Source organism: Nocardia iowensis (genome assembly GCF_019222765.1).
Classification (GTDB): domain Bacteria; phylum Actinomycetota; class Actinomycetes; order Mycobacteriales; family Mycobacteriaceae; genus Nocardia; species Nocardia iowensis.
This window is the reverse complement of sequence record NZ_CP078145.1, coordinates 4,462,829-4,485,632: the sequence shown is the minus strand read 5'-3', so window position 1 is coordinate 4,485,632 and position 22,804 is coordinate 4,462,829. Positions and strand designations below refer to the sequence as shown.

Genomic DNA, 22,804 nt, shown 5'->3' with positions numbered 1-22,804 from the left:
ATCGTGCCCGAAACAGCTAACGGTATCCAGGTGCTGGTAGTACCAGTTTTACCAAGTTCATCCGCGATCAAGTGGGCGACCCGACACTTCGGGGCGTGCTCGGGATCGAGTTATTCGGTAAGTTGATCACTTGTGCCCAAGTCCCGGATGCTGGAATTTCCACGCAGGGGCCCAACGCTTTTCATACTGGCCGCAAGCGCCGTTCTGGCGGTGATCCTGCTGTTCACCACGGTCGATCCGTGGCTGGAACGGGCAGGCATCCTGGACGGCGGGCTCGACGTGCACGTGTATCGGGACGGCGCGTGGCGCATCCTGCACGGACTGCCGCTCTATACCGAGCCGACCATCGCTGGGCTTCTGTACACCTACACGCCCTTCTCCACTATCGCGTTCATCCCCATCACGCGAATTCCGTGGTTATATGTCGCCGACACCTGGCTGGTGCTGAACCTGATCGCCATGTTCGGGTGCGTCCTGATCAGCTGGCGCATCCTCGGGTACCGGATCAACGCCAGACTGGCCGTCGTCAGCGCCCTACTGGCGCTCACCTGCGCGTTCATCGAGCCCGTCCGGACAACGCTGTTCTACGGCCAGATCAACCTGATGCTGATGCTGCTGGTGCTGTGGGACTTCTCCCGGCCCGACCGCAGCAAGCTGCGCGGCCTCGGCGTCGGGGTGGCGGCGGGCATCAAGCTCGTCCCTGGCTACTTCGTCGTGCAATTCCTCGCGTTGCGGCAGTGGCGGTCCGCGTGCACCGCCGTGGCGGTGTTCATCGCGTCCATCGTCCTCGCCTGGATCGTGCTGCCCGCCGATTCCCGGCAGTACTGGACCTCGACGTTCTTCCAGTCCAATCGGATCGCGGACGATATGCACCCGTCCAATCAATCCATCCGCGGCGCCATCGCGCACCTGACCCATCACCCGGCGCCGGTGTGGCTGTGGCTGCTCATCGCGGGCTCCGTCGCGCTGGCGAGTCTGGCCGTCACCATCGGCCTGTATCGGCGTGGCGAACAGCTCCTCGCGGTCACCCTCGCCGGCCTCACCGCCTGCGCGGTCTCGCCGTTCTCCTGGGACCACCACTGGGTGTGGTTCGTTCCCCTGTTCGTCTATCTACTGCACAGGGCGCAGTCGCAGCCGTGGTGGTGGCTTGCCTCGGCCGCGCTCTTCGTCTCGATCGGCGCGTGGACGTGGGAATACAGCCCGGACTACGTTGTCGTCGGGCTGTTCCTGTTCCCGCCGTGGTGGCCGGTCGCCCAGGTCCTGATCAACAGCTTCGTCATCGTCTACGCCGCTGTCCTGGGTGGCTCGGCGGTATTCCTGTTTCGCCTCCGGCGCGAAGGCGCCGAACGCACCGACGAGGTGCGCGCGGCGGCCTGATATCCGTCAGAGCAGCTGAAGCAGTTCCAGATCGCTGACGTACTTATCGATCAGTGGCGCGGACAAATGCGGGATGTCCTGTTCCGGACCGATTTTGGCTGTTTGCACCGCCGCTTGGAACTCCTTGGCCGGGAGTATCGCGCCGCGGACCGCCGGGCAGGGGTTGCGGTAGGCGTCCAGCAACGGCAGCACCGAGGCCTGGCGTTGCTTTTCCGGCAGCGCGCGGATCGCCGTCTCGAAACGGTGGAACCAGTCGCTGTAGTCGGTGATGCGCTGGATCGGGTGGCCGGATTCGACGAGCCAGTCGACGAATTCATCGAGGGAGATGCCATCGTCGTACGGATTGAGCACGTCGTAGGTCCGGAAGCCTTCGGTGGCTTGGATGCCGAGCGCGGTGATCGCCGCCGCCGTGAAATCGGCGGGCAGACCGTCGTAGTGGGCCCGCTGCCGGTTGCCGTCCGCGTCGGTTCGGTAGAACGAGTACGGCGCGATGCCGGTGGCGACCAGGCTGAGGATCAGCCGGGTGAACACGTCCTGGACGTTGAGCTGACCCGCGTACCGGCTGTGCGCCAGGATCATGTCCGAACGGAACACCGCGACCGGCAAGCCACACAGATCGTGTGCTTCGCGCAGCAGGACCTCCCCCGCCCACTTGCTGTTGCCGTAGCCGTTGGCGTAACTCTCGCGCACGACGCGCACCGCGCTCATCTCGCGGACGTCGCTGTCCTCCTGATACTCCGCCGGGTCGACCTGGTCGGCCACTCCGACGGTCGACAGGTAGGTGACCGGCTTGCGCCGCGCCGTGATCGCCAACCGGACGATTTCGGCGGTGCCGACGACATTGGGGCCGAACAGCTGGGTGTAGGGAAGGACGTGGTTGACCAACGCGGCGGGATGGACGATCAGGTCGACGGTTTCGGCCAACCGCTGCCAAGTCGCGTCGTCCAGACCGAGATTCGGGTCGCCGATATCACCGGCGAGGACTTCCAGGGTCCGTGCGGCCAGTTGCTGGTAGTGCTCGAGCAGGCCGGGATCGCCGCTGTCGAACGCCGAGTCCAGCCGTTTACGGGCCGCGGCCGCGTCACTACCGCGCACGACGCAGATCAGCGTGCCACCCGTCTTGTCCAGCCGCTCCAGCCATTCCAGGCACAGGAACCGGCCGAGGTAGCCGTTCGCGCCGGTCAGCAGCACCGTCTGCGCTGGCACCGGCGCGTGCGGAATGCTGTCGGCGGCGGCCAGGGTGCGGGCATCGATGAACTTGTCGAGGGTCAGATCGGCGGCGCGGATCTCGGAACCGCCGCCGTGCACCGAGGTGAAGGTGGGACGCTTCGCGCCCGAGTTGCGTTCCGCCTCAATGTAATTCGCCAGATCGCGCAGCTCGTTCGCCGGGCTGACGACGACACCCACCGGCACCTCGACCCCGAAGATCTCGTGCAGCAGGTTCGAGAACGACAGCGCGGAAAGGGAATCGCCGCCCAGGTCGGTGAAGTGCGCGTCGGGACGCATATCGGCGGAGGCGACGCCGAGCATCGCTTTCGCTGCCCGGCTGACGGTTTCGAGCACCGGCAGGTCGGCGGCTTCGCGGCGCAGGGCGAGCAGCTCATCGGCCTGGCCTGTCGCGAGATCGGTGTACATCTGCTCCAGCTGAGCGCCGTAGCGTTCCTTCAGATTGGGGCGCAGCAGCTTCGCGATGCCGGAGAGCAGTCCGTTGGCGATGGTGAACGGCTCGGTCTCGATCAGGAAATCGCGCGGAATCTCGTAGGGCTGCAGGTTCGCGTCCTTGGCGATGCGCTGAATCGATTCGGCCAGTGCCGATTTCAAGGTGGCGGTGTCGCGGCCGCGCAGCGCGTCGTCGGTGGGGACGATCACCGCGAGCAGATAGGAACGTTCGCTGCTGCCGTAGATGAAGATCTGCCGGATCAGCGGGCTGCTGGCGAACACGGCCTCGAGATGGGCGACGGTCACGAACTCGCCCTGCGACAGTTTGAGCACATTGTTGCGACGGTCGACATAGACCAGCCGATCGTGCTCGAGCTCGGCCACGATATCGCCGGTCTTGTAGAAGCCGTCCTCGTCGAAGATCTCCGCGGTGACCTCGGGCCGCTTGTAGTAGCCCGGAATCGTGGTCTCCGCCTTCAACAACAGCTCACCGCGCGGATGCGGCCGGTCGGTGCGGAAGTAACCCAGTTCGGGCACGTCGACGAGCTTGTAATCGAGCACCGGCGGCCGCTGGATCTGGTTGTCGAGCAGCACGCTTGCGCCCGCCTCGGTCGACCCGTACCCGTCGTGCAGTGGCAGATCGAGGACGGACTCCATGAACGTCTTCATCTCCGCGGCCAGCGGCGCGCTGCCGACGACCGCCACCAGGAAGCGCCCACCGAGGTAGTTCTGCCGGAGGTCGGCTTTCACTTCCCGATCGAGCGTGTCCAGGTCGGCGCCCGCCACCGAGCGCCGGTCCAGCTCGCTCTGATAGCGCTGGAAGACCATGTCGCACACGCGCGGGACGAAGAAGATCTCGGTGGGACGTACCAAGCCGATGTCTTCGAACAGTGTCGACATGTCGCTCTTGGCCGCGAAGTATGCGGTGCCACCGCGAGCGAGCACGCCGAACAGCGATATGCGACCGGCGATGTGGCTCATCGGCATGTAGTTGAGATTGATCCCGACCCGTTGCGAGTTCCCCTGCAGCATCGAGTTCCCCTGCCACATCGTGGCGGCCAACCGATTGGTGTACATCGCGCCCTTCGGCGTTCCGGTGCTGCCGGAGGTGTAGATCAGCAGGGCCAGCGGGTCGTCGTCGGTGTCGGGAACGAACAGTGGCGCGGCCGGTAAGTCGCGGCCCCGGGCACGCACGGCATCGAGCGTTTCGACGATCACCGAGCTGCCCGCGTCGGCAAGGCGGCGGCGGGCGGATTCGAAGGCCGCACGCTGGTCGTCGTCCTCGGGGTGGTAGTCGAAGACCACCAGTCGTTCCGGTGTGGTGCCCGCGAGTAGGCACTCGACCGCCGCATCGAGGTGCTCCGGGGTCGAGGCGAGCAGCCGCGGCGAAGTCTCGGTGAGGATAGCGATCAGCTGGGACACCGCCGCGCTGGCCTGCAACGGCACGGTAACCGCGCCGAGGTGGATATCGGCCAGGTCGAGGGTGGCGTAGTCGATGCTGGTGAAGCCGAGCAGGGCGACGAAATCACCTGCGCGCAAGGGGTTCTCGGGATCATGATGCCAGGCCGCGGCAACCTCGCCGACTCGCTGCCACAGTTCGCGATAGGTGATGGTCTCGAATCGGGGAAGTAACCGCAGCGAGGTGCGGCCCGTCGCGTCGTCGGTGTTCAGTTCGAACGCACGCTGCCCGGCGGCCGGGCGGTCGGCGTAACCCGCCATAACAGTGGCGGCGATCTGCGCCAGCCGCATACCGGGCGCGCTCACCGCCGCGCTCACCGCTTCGAGCGGACGTGCGGCCTTGACCTGCTCATCTTCTGCAAACAACTGTGCAATGCGGCGCTGTAGCCGCTCATCCGGTGAATCCACTGCCATGGCAAGCCTCCCTTGTCATAAGTAGGAAAAGCCCTGCAACCCGTAAAACACGTTAGCCTAAGTAAATACTTCCGGGAAGGTGATACGCGGCGGTGACTCGAGTGGTCTTGGCCACATCGGGCCGGAACGGCGGCCACTCCACCGCAGCGGCCCAGGATCCGACCGCTTATCCAGGTATTGCCGGTACCAGTTTTAATGGGCTCCTGTTACCGGTGTCATCGAGCTCGCAAGATCAGCATATGACCCAGATCTTGTCGCCGGACCCGGCCACCGCATCGCCGGTTGTCGCGCCCCCGGCAGCTCCACCGGCCGCGTACGGTGCGCGGCGCACCCTGGCCATCCTCACGGTGATCCTCACCGGCCAGTTCATGGCGGTGCTCGACTCCTCCATCGTCAATGTCGCGATTCCGTCGATTCGCGATTCCCTGCACACCTCCGGCGCTGCCTTGCAGCTGATCGTGGCCGGTTACGTGATCGCCTACGCCGTGCTGCTGGTGACCGGCGCACGGCTCGGCGACCGATTCACTCAGCGGCGGATGTTCATCGCCGGATTGGCCCTGTTCACGGCCGCGTCGCTGGCCTGCGGGCTGGCCTGGAACGAGACCGCACTCATCGTGTTCCGGTTCGCCCAGGGCGTCGGAGCGGCGGCAATGGTGCCGCAGATCATGACGCTCATTCAGCGAAACTTCACCGGTCATGCGCGGGCCAAGGCGCTCAGCGTGTACTCGGCGATCATCTCCGGCGGCATGGTCGCCGGGCAGGTGCTCGGCGGGCTGATCGTCAGCGCCGATCTGTGGGGCAGCGGCTGGCGCGGGGTGTTCCTGGTCAATGTGCCGATCGGCGTGGTGCTGCTGGTGCTCGCGCCGCGAATTCTGCCCACGGCGACCCAGCGCTTCGATCGCAACCTCGACCTGTCGGGGCTCACCATGCTGACGGCGGCGGTACTGGCATTGGTACTCCCGTTGGTGCTCGGCCCGGAATTGGATTGGCCGGTCTGGTCGTGGATTTCGTTGGGCGCCTGTGTGATCGGCTTCGCGGTGTTTGTCGGGATCGAGCGGTCGGTCGCGGCGCGTGGTGGTGAACCGCTCTTCTCGCACCGGGTGCTGGCCGCGCCGGGACTGCTGCTCGCCGCCGCGACGCTGTTCGTGATCATGGCGACCTTCGGCGGGTGGATGTTCGTGATGGCCATCCATCTGCAGAGCACTCTCGGTTACAGCGCATTGCATGCCGGTCTGCTGTTCATTCCGATGGGCGTGACGTTCGCGCTCGCCAGCCTGAACTGGGAGCGCATCCCGAATCGCTTGCACACCAGCATGATTCCGCTCGGTCTGGTGCTGGCCGCGGCGAGCATGGTCGCCATCGGCGCGCTGCTGCGCAACGGTGCGGACGTCGGGGAGCTCGTGCTGGTACTGCTGGCGATCTGCGGTATGGGCAACGGGCTGGCGTTCAGTCCGCTGATGACGCGGACGCTGGCCAAGGTGCCGATGAACCTGGCCGCGGACGCCAGCGGAATCCTGGTGACCAATGTGCAGCTCGGCATCGTGGTCGGTATCGCCTCCTTCGGCACGCTGTTCCTCGGGCTGGCCGGTAGCACGACGCTGTCCGCGGCGCACGCACTCGGCGGCACGGCCATCGCGGAAGGAGTGACGGTGCTGCTCGCAGCGGGTCTTTCGGCCCGCGCCGCGCGGTAGTCCGCGGAGTCCCGGGCTCGAGCGAGCCCGGGATTCGTTACGTCGCGGTCGTCTTCGAATCACCCCGAGGTAAACCGTCGCGCCCAACCGCACCGAATTGCATGCTCGAGGAGGGCTGCGCCGCCGACAATGGCGTTGTCACTGCCCTTCGATCGCAGCACGGAAGAAGGTGTCGGATGGGCGTTTTCGCGCTCGGTATCGAACTCGACGGCGAAGGCTTCCACCCCGACGCGTGGCGACGCGCCACGCATGCGCCGGATCGTCTGCTGACCGGCGAGACCCTGCGCACCCGCGTCGCCGCGGCCGAGAACGCGGGCTGCACGCTCGCCACCTTCGCCGATTCCATCCTGCCACCCGACGCCGTCGCGGGCCGCATCGATGCGGTGACGCGGGCCTCGTTCGTCGCGGCGGCCACCAGCACCATCGGCTTGGTCCCGACGGTCGAAACCACTTACGCCGAACCGTTTCACACCTCCTCGCAGATCGCGACGCTCGACTATGCGTCACGCGGCCGGGCCGGATGGATCGCCGAACGCATCGATGACCCGCGCGCTGCCGCCGCCTGGGGCCGCCCGCGGATCACCGGCGAGGACGAACTCGCCAGGGAATACCGCGATTCCATCGAGGTGACGCGTCGCCTGTGGGACTCGTGGGAAGACGACGCGGTAATCCGCGACCACCCCAACGGGCGCTTCCTGGACCGGAACAAACTGCACTACATCGACTTTCGCGGGGCGACGTTCTCGGTGAAAGGCCCGGCGATCGTGCCACGCCCGCCGCAGGGGCAACCGGTGGTATTGGGTGCCGACGGTGACGTCGACGTCCGGCTCGTCGCGGCCGATTCGGTCGCCGCCGCGATCGAATCGGCGGAGCAGGCCCGATCAGCGGGTACGCCGCTGGCCTTCGCCGAAATCGACGTCACCCTGGATACGCCCGGCGCGACCGCCGTCGAACGGTTCGGTGTCGCGCCCTCGAATTCTCCCGCCCGGCTGGCTTTTTCCGGATCGGCGGCCGCTCTCGTCGATCTGCTGACCCACCTCAGCGCCCACCTCGACGGCGTGCGCCTGCACCCGGCGGTCATCGATGAAGACCTGCCGGTACTGACCCGCGAGGTGCTGCCCGCGCTGCTGCGTACCGGCGTCACGCACCGTCCGGTGCCCGGCTCGACGCTGCGCGCGAACCTCGGGCTGGCCCGTCCCGCCAATCGCTATGCCGCGGCGCACTGACCGACAGGAGCCAACGACATGACAGTCCCGCCACGTCCGGACGCCCAGCTCCATTTCGGTGTGTTCTTCCAGGGCGTCAACCACACCACCATCTGGTCCGATCCGGCCAGCGGCTCGCAGATCGACTTCGAGACCTTCCGGCGCGTCGCGCAGACCGCCGAGCGCGGCTTGTTCGACGCGTTCTTCCTCGGCGAGGGGCTGCGGCTGCGCGAGCAGGACGGCAAGATCCTCGAATTGGACATCGCGGGCAGGCCGGACGCGATCGCCCAGTTGGCCGCACTGGCCGGTGTCACCCGGCACATCGGCCTGGTCGCCACCCAGAACACCACCTACAACGAGCCCGCCGATCTGGCGCGCCGCTTGAGTGGCCTCGACCTGATCTCCGGCGGCCGCGCCGGATGGAATGCCGTCACTACCGATAACGCCTGGACCGGCGAAAACTTCCGTCGCGGTGGCTATCTGGAGCACGCGCAGCGCTACGAGCGAGCCGGGGAGTTCCTCGACATCGCCCGCGCCATCTGGGATTCGTGGCGCGACGGGGCCATCGCCGCCTCCCAGCAGAGCGCGTCCTGGGCAAGCGAGGACGCCATCCGTCCGGTCGAAAGATCCAGTGACCACTTCCAGGTCACGATCACACCCACGCTGCCGCGCAGCCCTCAGGGCCACCCCGTCATCTTCCAAGCCGGTGACTCCCCCACCGGCCGCGACTTCGCCGCCACCCACGCCGAGGTCATCTTCTCCAGGCACGGAACACATTTCGACGAAGCACTCGCCTTCGCCGATGACATCCGGGCCCGGCTCCGCGCTGCGGGGCGTCCCGACGACGACATCAAGATCCTCCCCGGCACTCAGATCGTATTGGCGGAGAAGGAATCCGAAGTCGAAGAGAAGGTCCGCTGGGTCAAGGACGGCCAGTACACCGGCCAAACCGCCTTGTCCCTGGCCGGGCAGGTCTGGGGCCGCGACCTCTCCCACCTGGACCCCGACGGCCCGCTTCCCACCGAAGATCCCGAACACCGCGCCATCTCCGAAACCCGCGGCGCGCCCCGTCACGGCCAAGACCCGCACGCCATCGCCCGCGAATGGCGAGCCCGCGCCGAAGCCGAAAACCTCTCCCTCCGTGAAGTGGTCATCGCCACCACCGAACGTTCGGGCTTCGCGGGCACTCCCGCCCAGGTAGCCGACGAACTCGCCCGCTGGGTCCGCCACGGCGCCGTCGACGGCTTCAACGTCTCCCCCTACCTCGTGCCCACCGGGCTGGACGAAATAGTCGACTGGCTGATCCCCGAGCTCCAGGAACGAGGCGTCTACCGCACCGAATACACCGGCACCACCCTCCGCCACCACCTAGCCCTCCCCGAACCCCTCACCCACCGCAGCTGAGCCGCCGCACTCACAGAGGGCCCATACCCTCCACAAGGGCTACAAGCTCTGTGTGGAGTATGGATGCTCTGTGCGGTGCCATTACGGGGGCGTCACGCCAGGAAGCCCGGCGAACAGCAGCTGGAATATCTTGGGCCCGTTGACTACCACCGCGGTGGACGGCGCGTAGGGGGTCCGCTCGCCGGTGTCGGTGACGATGTACGGGGCGTGGCTGCCGGGTATGCGATCAAGTATGCCGCCGCAGTGCGGGCCACCGGTGGCATTGACCTTCGGCAGGTCGTCGGGATAGGTGTACGGTTCCCCGCCGGTCATGAAACCGGCAAAGAAGACCGCGCCCGGTTGCACACCGCCGACGAAGGATTCGGCCGCGGGCAATGCCTGGGCGAGACCGCGGATCAGGCAATTCAGTGCGGGCTCATACGCATTCAGCAGGCCGGTGGTAGGACGGAGCAGGTCGAGGGCCGCGCTGGCGGACTGTTCGTTTTCGGTGAGCACGGCCGAGGTGGTGTCGGCGAGTCCGATGACGTTCACCAGCAACGCGTCCACCTCGGACTCCCGGTCGGCGATCGTCGTGCTCGTCGACGTGACATTCGCCGTGGTACGCAACAGATCTTCGAGGGTATCTGCATACAGCCCGCTGACCTCGGCTGTAGCGATCGTGTCGCGGTGCAGGGCGGGCAGGCTCGGGTTGAGGTCCTTCAGATAGGCGTCGGCGCGCGCCAGCAGGTCACCGAGTCTTTCGCCGCGGCCCTGGAGCGCGGTTCCGAGGGCGGTGAGGGTGGCATTGAGCCGTTCCGGTGCCACCTTCGCCAGGATTTGCGTGAGATGTTCGAACAGCGTGTTGAATTCGACCGTCACCGCCGCCGCGGACACCGTCGCGCCCTCACGCAGCGGTTCGGCTGACGGCAGCTGCGGGACAACCAAATTCACGTACTTCGCGCCGAATATCGTGGTGGAGCGGATATCAACGCGCACGTTCGCCGGAACGAGCTTCAGCGCTTCGGGATCGAGCTCCAGCCCCAGCAACACCCGGTCGGCCGCCCGGCGCACCGACGCCACCCGCCCGATCTCCACCCCACGCAGCTTCACCTTCGCGGCGGGGTCGAGCACCAGCCCACTGCGCGGCGCGTCCACGGTGACGGTGGCCGTCGCACCGTAACGGCCCGCGAACATCGAAAGGGCCGCAACGACTATCGCGACCAGCGTGACCACCATCGCCGCCGCGGCCAGCTTCAATCGCACCGCCGACCACAGCGACCATCTTGCCCGGTCACCCGTGTCGTAGTACTGTCCAGACACGTGTCCATGATAGATCCGGACCGCGATCCCCGGGAGGATTCCGATGACTCTGGTTACGCCACAACGCGTTTCGGGCGGACAGCAGGAGCACGGGCATCTCGAAGAGTTTCGGAGTGATCCGATCGGATTGATGCGCCGGGTACGGGCGGAGTGCGGGGACGTCGGATCGTTCGAGCTGGCCGGGCGCCAGGTGATCCTGCTGTCCGGCGCCGAGGCGAACGAGTTCTTCTTCCGGTCCGGCGACGAGGATCTGGATCAGGCGGCCGCGTATCCGTTCATGAAGCCGATCTTCGGGGAGGGCGTGGTCTTCGACGCGCCGCCGGAGCGGCGCAAGGAGATGCTGCACAATCAAGCGTTGCGCGCCGAGCAGATGCGCGGGCATGCCGCCACGATCGGCCGCGAGGTGGATCGGATGCTGGCGCGCTGGGGCGACGCGGGCGAGATCGACCTGCTCGACTTCTTCGCCGAGCTGACCATCTACACCTCGTCCGCCTGCCTCATCGGCGTCAAGTTCCGCGACGAACTCGACGAGCGCTTCGCCAGGCTCTACCACGACCTGGAGCGTGGAACCGATGCGCTGGCCTACGTAGACCCCTACGCCCCCATCGAGAGCTTCCGCCGCCGGGACGCCGCGCGGGCGGAACTGGTCGAGCTGGTCCAGGGCATCATGGACACCCGCGCCGCGAATCCCCCCGCGGGCAAGGACGACCGGGACATGCTCGACGTCCTCGTTTCGATCAAAGACGAGCACGGAACACCGCGATTCAGTGCCAGCGAGATCACCGGAATGTTCATCTCGATGATGTTCGCGGGGCATCACACCACCTCGGGTACCGCGGCGTGGACCGTCATCGAACTACTCCGCCACCCCGACCAGCTGCGGCAGGTTGTCGATGAACTCGACGAGCTGTACGCCGACGGTTCCGACATCAGTTTCGGCGCGCTCCGCCAGATCCCGAACCTCGAAGCCGTCATCAAGGAGACGCTGCGCCTGCATCCGCCGCTGATCGTGCTGATGCGGGTCGCGCGCGGTGATTTCGAGGTGTGCGGGCATCGCATCGCGCCGGGCGAGCTGGTGGCCGCCACACCTGCCGTTTCCAACCGCATCGCGGACGACTTTCCGAATCCGGACCTGTTCGATCCGGGCCGCTACTTGGACCCGAAGCAGGAGGACATCGTCAATCGGTGGACCTGGATCCCGTTCGGGGCCGGTCGGCATCGCTGCGTCGGTGCGGCGTTCGCGCTGATGCAGTTGAAGGCGATCTTCTCGATCCTGCTCCGGGACTGGGAGTTCGAGATGGCGCAGCCGTCGGAGAGTTACCGCAACGACCACAGCAAGATGGTTGTGCAGCTGCTGCAACCATGCACGGTGCGCTACCGAAAGCGGCGGCGCTGAACATGATTCGTGGCCCGGTCCCGCCGTCGGCGGGACCGGGCCACGAATTTTGCACTCAGAGCAGCGATTCCACCGCGGCGACGAGCTCGGGCGCGTCCGGTGCGACGGTCGGCCGGAATCGTCCGGCGACCTTACCGTCCCGGTCGATCAGGAACTTCTCGAAGTTCCACTGAACATCCCCTGCCGCACCGTCGGCGTCGGCCGTCTCGACCAGCGTCGCATACAGCGGATGCTGGTTTTCGCCGTTGACGTCGGTCTTCGCCAGCAGCGGGAAGTCGACGCCGTAGGTGGTCGAACAGAACTGCTGGATCTCCTCGGCCGAGCCGGGTTCCTGCCCCATGAACTGGTTGCACGGCACCCCGACCACGCTGAGTCCGCGCGGTCCGTAGGACTTCTGCAACTCGACCAGACCGGCGTATTGCGGCGTGAGCCCGCATTTCGATGCGACGTTGACCAGCAGCACCACGTTGTCGCCTGCCAACTTCGCCAGCGTCGCGGGTTCCCCGCTCAGTGTCTGTAGCGGTACGTCTCGAAGATTCATTCGTATCGGACCTGCCAATTCTTGATTCCGTTGATCCACCCCGACCGCAACCGTACCGGATCGGCCACTTCGGTGATCTTGGGCATGGCGTCGGCGATGGCGTTGAACATGAGGTCGATTTCCAACCGGGCCAGGTTCGCGCCGACGCAGTAGTGCGCGCCGGTGCCGCCGAAACCGACATGCGGATTGGGGTCGCGCAGCACATCGAAGGTGAACGGATCGGTGAACGCGTCCTCGTCGAAGTTGGCCGAGCCGTAGAACAGCCCGAGCCGCTGGCCCTGCCGGATCACTTGGCCGCCGAGCTCGGTGTCCGCGGTAGCCGTGCGCTGGAACGCGGACACCGGCGTGGCCCAACGGACGATCTCGTCCGGCGCGGTGCGCGGCCGCTGCGCCTTGTACAGCTCCCACTGCTCCGGATTGTCCACGAATGCCTTCATGCCGTGCGTAATGGCATTGCGTGTCGTTTCATTGCCCGCCACCGAAAGCAGGATGACGAAGAAGCCGAATTCGTCGGAGCCCAGCGACTCACCGTCGACGTCGGCGTGCACGAGTTCCGACACGATATCCCCCGCCGGATGGCCGCGCCGCTGCTCGGCCATGTTCCAGGCATAGCCGAGGATTTCGGTCGAGGCGAGCGCGGGATCGCCGTAATCCGGGTCGTCGTAGCTGAGCATCTGGTTCGACCAATCGAACAGCTTTCGCCGATCCGCCTGCGGCACGCCGATCAGCTCGGCGATCGCCTGCAACGGCAGCTCACAGGCGACCTGCTCGACAAAGTTTCCACCGCCCGCTTTTTTCGCCTCGTGCACAATGGCATGCGCTCGTTCGGTCAATGCGGCGCGCAGTCCCTCCACCGCGCGCGGCGTGAAGCCTTTCGTGATGATCCTGCGAAACTTGGAATGTTTCGGCGGATCCATATTCACCAGCAGCACACTCGACGCCGCCTGCTGCTCGGGGGTGATGTCATCGGACAGCCGAATGATCGAGCCTTTGCGCTCGGACGAGAACAGCTCCGCATTGCGCGAAATCTCCTTCACGTCAGCGAGCTTGCTGACCACCCAGTAGCCGCCGTCGCGGAATCCACCCGAGTGATCATCGGGCTGCGGATTCCACCACACCGGAGCGGTCCGGCGCAGCATCGCGAATTCCTCGACGGGCCTTCGTGTCTCCCACAGCGCCGGATCGGTGAAGTCGAATCCGGCCGGCAACGACGGTGTCGCCACGGCTACCTCCTTGGGCTCAGCGCAGCCTGGTTCTACGCATCAGCCGCAAGGACGTCAGCGTCATCTTCAATTGCTTCTCGTACGGCTGCCCCGCACGCGCGGACAACACCTGACGCTTGAGCACCCCGACGTTCACCGTGTCGGTGTACTTGAGCAGTCCCTGATCACCGTGCCGCGTCCCGACGCCGGACTGCTTCACCCCGCCCGACGGCGTCGCCTTGGCGGCATAGGTGGCCACGAAGCCGTCGTTGATGTTGATATTGCCCGCCTGGAGTCGGGCGGCAATGCGGTTGGCGCGGGCCAGGTCTCGGCTCCACACGCTCGCGTTCAGGCCGTAGTCGGTGTCGTTGGCGAGTCGGATGGCTTCCTGCTCGTCATCGAACGGATAAACGCTCACGACCGGGCCGAACGTCTCCATCGTCGCGTGCGTCATCTCCGGCGTGACGCCGGTGAGCACGGTCGCCTCGTAGAACGCGGGTCCGACGTCCGGCCGCACCTTGCCGCCGGTCAGCACAGTCGCCCCCTTGGCTCGGGCATCCTCGACGTGTGCGGCGACCCGTTCCATGTGCTGAGCCGACACCAGCGACCCGAATTCCGGGTTGTAGTCGTACGCGGCGCCGATCTTGCTGTTCAGTTCCTCAGCGGCGGCGACCAATCGGCGCACGAACTCGTCATAGCGGCTGCGGTGCACGTAGATCCGTTCGATGTGCATGCAGGCCTGGCCCGAGTTGGCGAACACCGAGAACGCCGCGCCGGGGATCACCTCGTCGAGGTTCGCGTCGTCGAGCACGATCATCGGGTTCTTGCCGCCCAGTTCGAGGCTGCACCCGATGAGGTTGCGCCCGGCCTGTTCGCCGACCACCCGGCCGGTGGCGGTCGAGCCGGTGAACATGACGAAGTCGACGTTGTCGATCAACGTCGGACCGATGTCGGGACCCTCGCCGCAGACGACCTGGACCAGCCCGCGCGGCAACCCGGCCCGATGCAGCAGTTCGACGCCGTAGAGGACACACAACGCGGTCTTGTTGTCCGGCTTGAGAATTACGCCGTTGCCCGCCATCAGCGCGGGCATGGCGTCGGACAGCGCGATGGCAAACGGGAAGTTCCACGGCGCGATCACGGCGACCAGTCCCTTGGGCCGGTGTTCCTCGGTCGAGGTGGTCAGGATCGGCATCGGACCGCCGCGCCGCCTCGCGCGCAGCACGCGGCGCGCGGTCTTCAGGTAGTGGCTGATAACCATCGGCACGTCGCAGGATTCCTCGACCGCCATCCGGCGGGTCTTGCCGCAGCCGATCTGGATGAGATCGGCGATGGTCTCGACCTCGGTCAGGATCAACTCGTGCATCCGCTCGAAGACACGCAGCCTGGTGCGCAGCGGTAAAGCGGCCCACTCCTGGTGTGCCGCACGGGCGGTCGAGGCCGCCGCGATCACGTTGTCCGGCGTGGACTGCGGGAGCTCACCGACCGCGGCGCCGGTGTAGACCTCGGTCATCGAGTACGGTGCGGCGTTACCGTCGGCGGCGACCAGGTCGGTCAACCGCTCGATCAGTGCTCCGGTGATCCGCGTGGGCAGGACTGCCGTCGGACTGTTCTTGGTCTCAGTACTCATTGGGACTTCTCCATGACGTGCGGAATCGCCGCAGGTATCGGGCCAGACATTGTCTCCGAATTAGAACACGTTCCTGTTGGGTGTCGCTGGCGTTCGCTCGGTCTCATGGTTCAGTCCGCTCGATAGTCCGGCGCGTGCTGTGCCGCGTAGTCCTTGGCCCACCGGTAGTCCGGTTTGCCGCTGGGCGCCCGGGCGATGACGTCGGCTACCCAGATCTTCTTGGGCACCTTGTAACCGGCGAGGTGCTTGCGCACGTAACTGTCCAGCGCGCCGAAATCGACCGGGCCCGTGGCGGACACCACGGCCGCGACCTGCCATCCCCACCGCTCGTGCGGGACGCCGATCACCACGGCGTCGTAGATCCCCTCGTGGGCCTTGACCACGCCCTCGACCTCTTCGACGAACACCTTCTCGCCGCCGGTATTGACCACCATGTTGCCGCGGCCGAGCAGGGTGACCGAGCCGTCCTCCTCCATCCGCGCGCGATCGTCGGTGACCACGATGCGTGCGCCGTCGACCGTCTTGAACAGCTTGCCGGTCTTCACCGGGTCCTTGTAGTAGCCGATCGGGACCGACCCGCTCTTCGCCAGCCACCCTTCCTCGCCGGGCCGGACCGGACGCCCGTCGTCGTCCACCACCACCGAGCCACGCCCCGTCTGCACCCTAGGCCCTCGACCGGGATTGTCGTCCTTCTGCGCGAAACCGATTCCGCCGAAACCGGTTTCCGACGAACCGATGGAATCGGTGATAACCAGCGACGGAAACAGTTCCAGCAGAGTGTTCTTCACCGGCTGCGACAGCAGCGCGGCACCGGAGCCGATGGCCACCAGTCCGGACGCGTCGACAGGGCGGGCGCGGTAGGCGTCGATCAACGGCCGCGCCATGGCGTCGCCGGTGATCACCATGACCTGCGGACGATGCCGAACCACCGCCTGCCACACCCGCTCTGGGTCGAATCGGGGCTCGAAGAGCACGGCGTTGCCGGACCACAGCGCGGTGAACGTCGGCATCATGGCGGCCGCGTGGATCAGCGGCGGCAGCACGAACCAGGTGCTCTGCTCCCGTTGCGCGCCGACCCGGGACTGCTCGTATTCGTCGGCGACCGGGACGCCGGTGTAGAAGTCGATGCCGCCGCCGAGTACCCGCCACATGTCTTCCTGGCGCCACATCACGCCCTTCGGCAAGCCCGTTGTGCCGCCGGTGTACATCATGAACAGGTCGTCGGCGCTGCGTTCCGGGAAGGCGCGCTCCGGTGCGCCCCCGGCGAGCGCGTCCGCGTAGTGCACGGCGTCGACCGGCGGATCCGTGTCGGTGGTGTCGTCGGGCACCACGATCCGGTGCTGGATCGAACGGACCTGTCCCGCCGCCTCGTGCACCGCGCGGGCGTAGGAGGCGTGGTACACCAGCGCTTGCAGATCCGCGTTGTCGTAGACGTAGCGCAGTTCCTCGACACCGTAGCGGTAGTTGATATTGATGGGGACGGCCCGAATCTTGAAGCAGGCGAGCAGCGTTTCCACGGTTTCGATGCCGTTGTGCAGCTGGAATCCGACATGTGTGCCCGCCAGGATGCCCGCGGCGGTCAGGTGCGCGGCCACCTGATTCGCCCGCGCGTCGACTTCGGCGAAGGTCAGGCGGCGATCGCCTTCGAGCAATGCCACCCGATCGGGCATCGCGTCGACGGAATGTTCGAACAGGTCGGCGAAGTTACGTGCCACGGCTAATCACTCTCTCGATACTGGTCACACCACCGTGAGCGGCAGGGGGATGCCGCGGTCGGTGAAGGCGAAGGCGGCGCCGGTGCTGAATCGGGTCAGCGCGACCTCGGACGATTCGCGAAATGGTTGGTCGGCACAGGTGATTTCGACCGTCAGTTCATCGTCGCCGGAATCCACCGCGTGCGCGGTGAATCGGGGATTCACGCCGCGGACCATCGCGTCGACCGGAGCGAGGTGTTCGGCATCGATCAGCGCAGGCCATGCGCCGTCCGACTGGGCACCGCTGTCGCGTGGAAACGCCAGTCGGACACTGTCTTCGGTCTGCACGACGCGGATGCCCGTGTAGGACAGCGGATTCCATGCCGGATGCAGTCGCAGGACGGTGGCAAGGGAAGCCGGGTCGTCACCGAGCTGCAATGCCTTGCGCAGACGTTCGGCCGTGAGCCCGGCGATGCCCGCGAATTGCTTGCGGCCGATCTCGATCGCCGCGGCCGGGTCGAGGCGGGAGCGCAACGCGACCAGAAAGCCGAGAGTCAGCAGGTGGTGTTGCAGGCACACTTCATCCGCCATGCGTACCAGCGCCGACTTCGAGAAGTCCGCGAAGCGAAGATCACTCAGCAGCGGGCCCGCGTAGTTCGACCGTCCGTCGTCCTCGGTGTCGATGTCGGCCAGCGCCAGACCCGCGGCGGCCGAGTTCGCGACCAGGTCCGCGTTCGGCGGCACCGGCGGCGGAACGTGCGCGGCGTCGATGGTGACCGTCCACGCGCACATCGGTTTCCGGTCGGCCGGTCGGCGCGGCGGCCGATGGATCGGCCGGACCTGGGCGTGCGGATTGGTGGCCAGCGCGGTAGCGTCGAAGGTCGGGTCCTCGATGTCATGGCACATGGCGACCACGAAGTCGTCCCCCATCGGCTCCACGTCCAGCAGCGCGCCACAGTGGTCGAGCCAGAATTCCCCGTGGTCGCGGTCGTCGACGCGGAACCGGAAATCCATGAATTGCGGCGGCGCACCGATATCCAGCTGCAACCCCTTGAAGATGGTCGCCACATCGTCACCGGGGAAGCCGAACGCTCGCTGCATCCGCCGGGTGTAGACCGGGCTGGCCAGCTGCCACTCCTCGATGGCGACGGCGGTCATGCCCGCCCGGCCGAAGGCCGCGATGGTGTGCGCCATGCCGGACCTGTCGATCAGATGACCGCACAGCAGCAATTCGGGCAGCAGCGCGGCGAGCTGTGCCCGCGACAGCTGCTCGAAGTTACTCACCGGCATCGCGTTCACCACAACGGGGCCGGCGCCGCACCGACGGGATACCACCCCGGCAGCGGGCCGGCGACCGCACGTTCGATCCGCTTCTGCATACCGGGCGGCAGCACCTTCTGGGTGATCATTTCCATGAACAGGTGCGAGACGTTGCCGAAGTCGAAAAAGTCGCGCTGCCACGACCATTGGAAGTCGCCGCCGTAGCGGAACCAGCTGCCGCCGATGCCCTCGGGCGAATAGTGGCGCCCGTCCGGCCGTTTCACCTCCGACACCTGCTTCCAGAAGCCGATCACGGTGCCGCTGCGGTCGTCGATGACGAACTCCTGGTACGGGTAGGTCCAGCCGTCTAGTCCCCGCATCTCCTGGCCGAGGGCCAGTTCCCGGATCTCCTCGCGGCCGACGGCCATGAATTCCTGCGTCGGACCGTAGTTCCAGCCGTAGGTGGCGTCCTCGGTGTACATGTCCGCCAGGGGTTTCCAATCCCCTTTTTCCTCGCAGCGCTGGTTCTCCAGTACCCAGCGCCGAACCATCTCGTCCAGCTCGTCACGTGCGAAACTCGCCATCACCGTGCACCTTCCGTCGAAACGATGGACAACGCCTGCGTCGGGCAGTAGTGGACGGCGCGTTCGATGTCGGCACGGGCGGCCTCGTCCGGGGCGTCCAGCAGGATTTCCACTTTGCCCCGCTTGGGCACTCGGAACGCGTCCGGCGCCTCGTCCTGACACACGGCATGGCCCTGACACAGGTCCAGATCGGCGACAACTCTCACTGTCGGCTCCTGTCTTGTTCTTTCGTGAGGTCCCGTAACGGCGCCTCCGGCTGGACCTCGACGAGCACGAGATGCGCACCGCGCGGGGTGGCTACGACGGCCGCGACCGCGGCGGCCAGATCGTGCGGGCGCAGCATGTTCGGATGCCGGGCGAAACCCCAGTCCTGCCAGGACGCCAGCAGCGGCCCGATGACGTCCGGGGTGGAGTTCATGCCCATGCCGGTGAGCGTGGGGCCGGGGCGCACGAGCGACGCGCGAATGCCGGTGCCCTCCAGCTCCATTCGCATCTGGTTGGCCATGGCCTCCAGGCCGGCCTTGGCGGCGCTGTAGGCGCCGGTGCGCGGCCGGGGCTCGGGCGCGCAGTCCGAGCTGATCAACACCACGTCACCACGCCGCCGTTCGAGCATGCCGGGCAGCACTCGGTGTACCAGCCGGTGGGCACCGACCAGGTGCACCTGAACCTGCAGTAGGAACCGCTCCGGATCCATCTCGTGCACCGGCGAGAATTCGATGTCCCCGGCGCTGGCGACGAGCACCTCGACGGGGCCCAACGCCGCTTCGACCGCGGCCACGAATTCCTCGATGGACGCGGCATCGGTGACGTCCAGCCGATGCGCGAAGGCTTCGCCACCATCGGCGCGAATCTTGTCCGCCAGCTCCACACACTGGTCCACTCGACGTGCGCCGAGGGCGACCGGATGCCCGAGCTCGGCCAGCGTGGCGGCGGTGGCCGCGCCGATACCGGAGGAGGCTCCGGCGACCAGAACGGGGCGGCGAGCCGGGTGCGGTTCGAAACGAGGCACTATCCCACCTCCGCGACGATCGGGAGTTTCGCGAAGCCGCGCACGTTCGACGAATGCACCCGCACGATTCCCGTGTCGACGACGTCATAGGACCGCACCCGAGCAGCGAACTCGCGCAAGGCGACTGCCGCTTCCAGCCGCGCCAGGTGCGCGCCGAGGCAGTAGTGCACGCCCGCACCGAAACTCGCGAGCCCGGCCTTGTCGGGCCGGTCGATGCGGAAGCTGTCGCCGTCGTCGAACACCGCGGGATCACGGTTGGCGGAACCGATCAGCAGCAAAACCTTGGCGCCGGTGGGGATGGTGCCGCCGTGGTATTCGAGATCGGCGGTGGCCGAGCGCGCGATCACCTGACTCGACGTGTCGTAGCGCAGGGTCTCCTCGACCCAATCCGGCACATGGGCCGGTTGCGCGGCGACCTTGGCGTACTCCCCCGGGTTCTTCGCGCCCCAGTACAGCGCGTTACCGAGCAGCTTCGTGGTGGTCTCGTTGCCCGCCACCACCATGAGGAACAGGAATCCGATGATCTCTTCGTCGGACAGTGTGTCGCTGTCGATTTCGGCGTCCAACAGCGCGGAGGTCAGGTCGTCGCTCGGCTTGCGCCTGCGTTCGGCCAGCATCTCGGTGTAGTAGGTGAGCAGCTTGATCGACGCGTCGACCGCCGCGGGCGGGATGTCGAGCACCCCGTCTTCCCGGTGCACGACCAGGTCGGCGAGCCTGCGGATTTCGACGCGGTCGCTCGCGGGCACACCCATCAGCTCGGAGATGACGTCCATCGGCAGCTTGCCCGCAACCTCGTCGATCCAGTCGAACGACCCCTCGGCGACCGCGGGTTCCAGGTAGGACAGCGTCAATTCCTTGATCCGGTCCTGCATTTCGGCCACCCGCTTCGGCGTGAACCCCTTGTAGACCAGTCTGCGCATGCGCAGGTGCCGGGGATCATCCATGGCCAGGAACGACATCACCCGATGCGCGTGCGGGCCCCAAGCCGCCGGGTCGAGGGAAACACCGTTGGCGCTGGAGAGCCGTGCGCTGTCCCGGAATCCGGCGGTCACGTCCGCGTGCCGGGACAGCGCCCAGAAGTCCAGGTCCGCGTTGTAGTAGAGCGGCGCTTCGGTGCGCAGCCGGTGATAGGTCGGGTACGGGTCCTCGTGGAACCGGTAGTCGTAGGGATCGAACGTCAAAGGTTCCAATGCCGCTGTCACCACACCCACCAAACATTCGATAACACGTTCTCCCGAGCCGGATGAGGCGAAAATCCTGCGGGAGACACATAGCTGGACATGTGTCTGGACAGTACCATCGGCCCACACCTCCGACAACGGTTCCGGCGGTTTACCAACACCATTGCGCACAATCCCATCGACTCGCACGGAAACCACGGAGATTCCCCACCAACCGCGTGGGTCGTGGATCAGAATGACTGAGTTAGAACCTGTTCTTGCGGCAAAACGCGACCCGAGACTATATTCCGTACACGTGTCCAGACAGCATCGGAGCAATGCATGAGCAGCCTTCTCCCCGCCGACGGTGCGCGCCTGCTGATCGGCGGCAAGCTGGTCGAGGGCGCGGACGGAGTGTTCGCCACCGTGAATCCGGCGACCGAAGAGGTCCTCGGGCACGCGGCGAACGCGAGCGCCGCGGACTTGGACGCGGCAGTTACCGCGGCCAGCACCGCATTCGACGAGACCGACTGGTCCCGCGACCATGCCTTCCGCGCGCACTGCCTCGAACAGCTGCGCACCGCACTGCGATCCCACATCGAAGAACTGCGCGCGCTCACCATCGCCGAGGCGGGCGCGCCCGCCATGTTCACCCGTGGCCCGCAGTTGGAGGGCCCGGTCGCCGACCTCGCCTACTCCGCCTCGCTGGCCGAAACCTACAGCTGGGAAACGGATCTCGGCACCGCGGAACCCATGGGTATCAAGACCCGCCGGGTATTGCGCCGCGAGCCCGTCGGGGTGGTCGGCGCGATCACCCCATGGAACTTCCCGCACCAGATCACCTTCGCCAAACTCGGTCCCGCGCTCGCCGCCGGAAATACCGTGGTGCTCAAGCCCGCTCCGGACACACCGTGGTGCGCGGCGGCCGTCGGCGCGATCCTGGCCGAGGAGACCGACATCCCGGCGGGCGTGGTGAACATCGTGACCTCCGCCGACCACGGGCTCGGCGCGCGGCTCACCGAACATCCCGGCGTCGACCTGATCAGCTTCACGGGTTCGACTCAGACCGGTCGAGCCGTGATGCGCGGCGCCGCAACGACACTCAAGAAGGCGTTCCTGGAGCTCGGCGGCAAGTCGGCGTTCATCGTGCTCGACGACGCGAATATCGCGGCAGCCTGCGGGGTGGCCGCGTTCTCGGTGTGCGTGCACGCCGGGCAAGGCTGCGCCATCACCACCCGGCTGCTCGTCCCGCGCGCGGCCTACGCCGAGGCGGTGCAGGCGGCCGCGGCAACGCTCGCCGGGATCCGACCCGGCGATCCGGCCGACCCGCGGACGGTCTGCGGGCCACTCATCTCCGCACGCCAGCGCGCCAGGGTGGAGCGCTACCTCGAGATCGCGCGGGCCGAGGGCGGCCGCATCGTGACCGGTGGCGGGCGACCGACGAATCACGAACGCGGCTTCTTCATCGAGCCGACCCTGATCGCGGACGTACCGAACTCCGCGACCGTCGCCCAGGAAGAGATCTTCGGCCCCGTGCTGGTGGTCATTCCATACGACGGCGACGACGACGCCATCCGGCTCGCCAACGACTCCCCCTACGGGCTGTCCGGCTCGGTGTGGGGTACCGACCCGGAGCGGATCCGCCGCGTCACCGACGGGGTGCGGACCGGGACGTTGAGCGTGAACGGCGGCGTCTGGTATTCCGCCGACGCGCCGTTCGGCGGGTACAAGCAGTCCGGCATCGGCCGGGAGATGGGCATCGCCGGGTTCGAGGAATACCTGGAAACCAAGCTGATCGCGACCGCTGGATAAGAGGAGCAC

17 protein-coding genes are annotated in these 22,804 nt (G+C 66.6%); 6 read left to right on the top strand and 11 right to left on the bottom strand.

Annotated features, from left to right (window positions below):
• The first annotated feature begins 210 nt into the window (after positions 1 to 210).
• On the top strand, positions 211 to 1,377 hold the full coding sequence (locus tag KV110_RS20665; protein WP_218468928.1) for a glycosyltransferase 87 family protein: 1,167 nt from the start codon (positions 211 to 213) through the stop codon (positions 1,375 to 1,377).
• A gap of 6 nt (positions 1,378 to 1,383) precedes the next feature.
• Here KV110_RS20665 and car read toward each other — a convergent pair whose 3' ends face one another.
• Positions 1,384 to 4,908, bottom strand: coding sequence for a carboxylic acid reductase (car, locus tag KV110_RS20660; protein WP_218468927.1), 3,525 nt, complete (start codon positions 4,906 to 4,908; stop codon positions 1,384 to 1,386).
• Between the two features lie 239 nt (positions 4,909 to 5,147).
• Here car and KV110_RS20655 point away from each other — a divergent pair, with 239 nt between their 5' ends.
• From KV110_RS20655 to KV110_RS20645, 3 genes are all read left to right on the top strand, one after another.
• Positions 5,148 to 6,599: an MFS transporter gene (locus KV110_RS20655; protein ID WP_246633872.1), complete on the top strand. Its 1,452-nt coding sequence runs from the start codon at positions 5,148 to 5,150 to the stop codon at positions 6,597 to 6,599.
• A 176-nt stretch (positions 6,600 to 6,775) separates the two neighbouring features.
• On the top strand, positions 6,776 to 7,825 hold the full coding sequence (locus KV110_RS20650) for an LLM class flavin-dependent oxidoreductase (RefSeq protein ID WP_218468926.1): 1,050 nt from the start codon (positions 6,776 to 6,778) through the stop codon (positions 7,823 to 7,825).
• 18 nt (positions 7,826 to 7,843) lie between these two features.
• Complete coding sequence (locus tag KV110_RS20645) at positions 7,844 to 9,208, top strand: NtaA/DmoA family FMN-dependent monooxygenase (protein WP_218468925.1); 1,365 nt, start codon at positions 7,844 to 7,846, stop codon at positions 9,206 to 9,208.
• Positions 9,209 to 9,289: 81 nt separating this feature from the next.
• On the opposite strand, the gene KV110_RS20640 is transcribed toward KV110_RS20645, so the two are convergent.
• Entirely contained in the window at positions 9,290 to 10,507 is a 1,218-nt protein-coding gene (locus KV110_RS20640; protein ID WP_281427659.1) for an MCE family protein, read from the bottom strand.
• Positions 10,508 to 10,550: 43 nt separating this feature from the next.
• Between KV110_RS20640 and KV110_RS20635 the strand changes: the two genes are divergently transcribed.
• Positions 10,551 to 11,903 (top strand): cytochrome P450, encoded by a 1,353-nt coding sequence (locus KV110_RS20635; RefSeq protein ID WP_218478052.1) that lies wholly within the window; start codon positions 10,551 to 10,553, stop codon positions 11,901 to 11,903.
• 55 nt (positions 11,904 to 11,958) lie between these two features.
• On the opposite strand, the gene KV110_RS20630 is transcribed toward KV110_RS20635, so the two are convergent.
• From KV110_RS20630 to KV110_RS20590, 9 genes are all read right to left on the bottom strand, one after another.
• Positions 11,959 to 12,444 carry a glutathione peroxidase gene (locus tag KV110_RS20630; RefSeq protein ID WP_218478051.1) on the bottom strand — a complete coding sequence of 162 codons (486 nt, stop codon included), beginning with the start codon at positions 12,442 to 12,444 and terminating at the stop codon, positions 11,959 to 11,961.
• The gene (locus KV110_RS20625) at positions 12,441 to 13,667 is read right to left on the bottom strand and encodes a cytochrome P450 (RefSeq protein WP_218478049.1); all 1,227 of its coding nucleotides are present in this window, start codon (positions 13,665 to 13,667) and stop codon (positions 12,441 to 12,443) included. The genes KV110_RS20630 and KV110_RS20625 overlap by 4 nt, the downstream gene beginning before the upstream one ends.
• 16 nt (positions 13,668 to 13,683) lie before the next feature.
• The gene (locus KV110_RS20620; protein ID WP_218478047.1) at positions 13,684 to 15,276 is read right to left on the bottom strand and encodes a succinic semialdehyde dehydrogenase; all 1,593 of its coding nucleotides are present in this window, start codon (positions 15,274 to 15,276) and stop codon (positions 13,684 to 13,686) included.
• A gap of 110 nt (positions 15,277 to 15,386) precedes the next feature.
• Entirely contained in the window at positions 15,387 to 16,991 is a 1,605-nt protein-coding gene (locus KV110_RS20615) for an acyl-CoA synthetase (RefSeq protein ID WP_218478046.1), read from the bottom strand.
• A 24-nt stretch (positions 16,992 to 17,015) separates the two neighbouring features.
• Positions 17,016 to 18,260, bottom strand: coding sequence for a hypothetical protein (locus tag KV110_RS20610; protein ID WP_218478045.1), 1,245 nt, complete (start codon positions 18,258 to 18,260; stop codon positions 17,016 to 17,018).
• A 5-nt stretch (positions 18,261 to 18,265) separates the two neighbouring features.
• A complete protein-coding gene (locus tag KV110_RS20605) occupies positions 18,266 to 18,814 on the bottom strand; it encodes a nuclear transport factor 2 family protein (protein WP_218478044.1) in 549 nt (182 codons plus the stop codon).
• A complete protein-coding gene (locus KV110_RS20600) occupies positions 18,814 to 19,020 on the bottom strand; it encodes a ferredoxin (protein ID WP_218478043.1) in 207 nt (68 codons plus the stop codon). Before KV110_RS20600 ends, KV110_RS20605 begins: the two co-directional genes overlap by 1 nt.
• Positions 19,017 to 19,823 carry an SDR family oxidoreductase gene (locus KV110_RS20595; protein WP_218478042.1) on the bottom strand — a complete coding sequence of 269 codons (807 nt, stop codon included), beginning with the start codon at positions 19,821 to 19,823 and terminating at the stop codon, positions 19,017 to 19,019. The genes KV110_RS20600 and KV110_RS20595 overlap by 4 nt, the downstream gene beginning before the upstream one ends.
• Positions 19,823 to 21,028 carry a cytochrome P450 gene (locus KV110_RS20590; protein WP_218478709.1) on the bottom strand — a complete coding sequence of 402 codons (1,206 nt, stop codon included), beginning with the start codon at positions 21,026 to 21,028 and terminating at the stop codon, positions 19,823 to 19,825. The genes KV110_RS20595 and KV110_RS20590 overlap by 1 nt, the downstream gene beginning before the upstream one ends.
• Positions 21,029 to 21,325: 297 nt before the next feature.
• Between KV110_RS20590 and KV110_RS20585 the strand changes: the two genes are divergently transcribed.
• The gene (locus tag KV110_RS20585) at positions 21,326 to 22,795 is read left to right on the top strand and encodes an aldehyde dehydrogenase (protein ID WP_218478041.1); all 1,470 of its coding nucleotides are present in this window, start codon (positions 21,326 to 21,328) and stop codon (positions 22,793 to 22,795) included.
• The last annotated feature ends 9 nt before the right edge of the window (positions 22,796 to 22,804 follow it).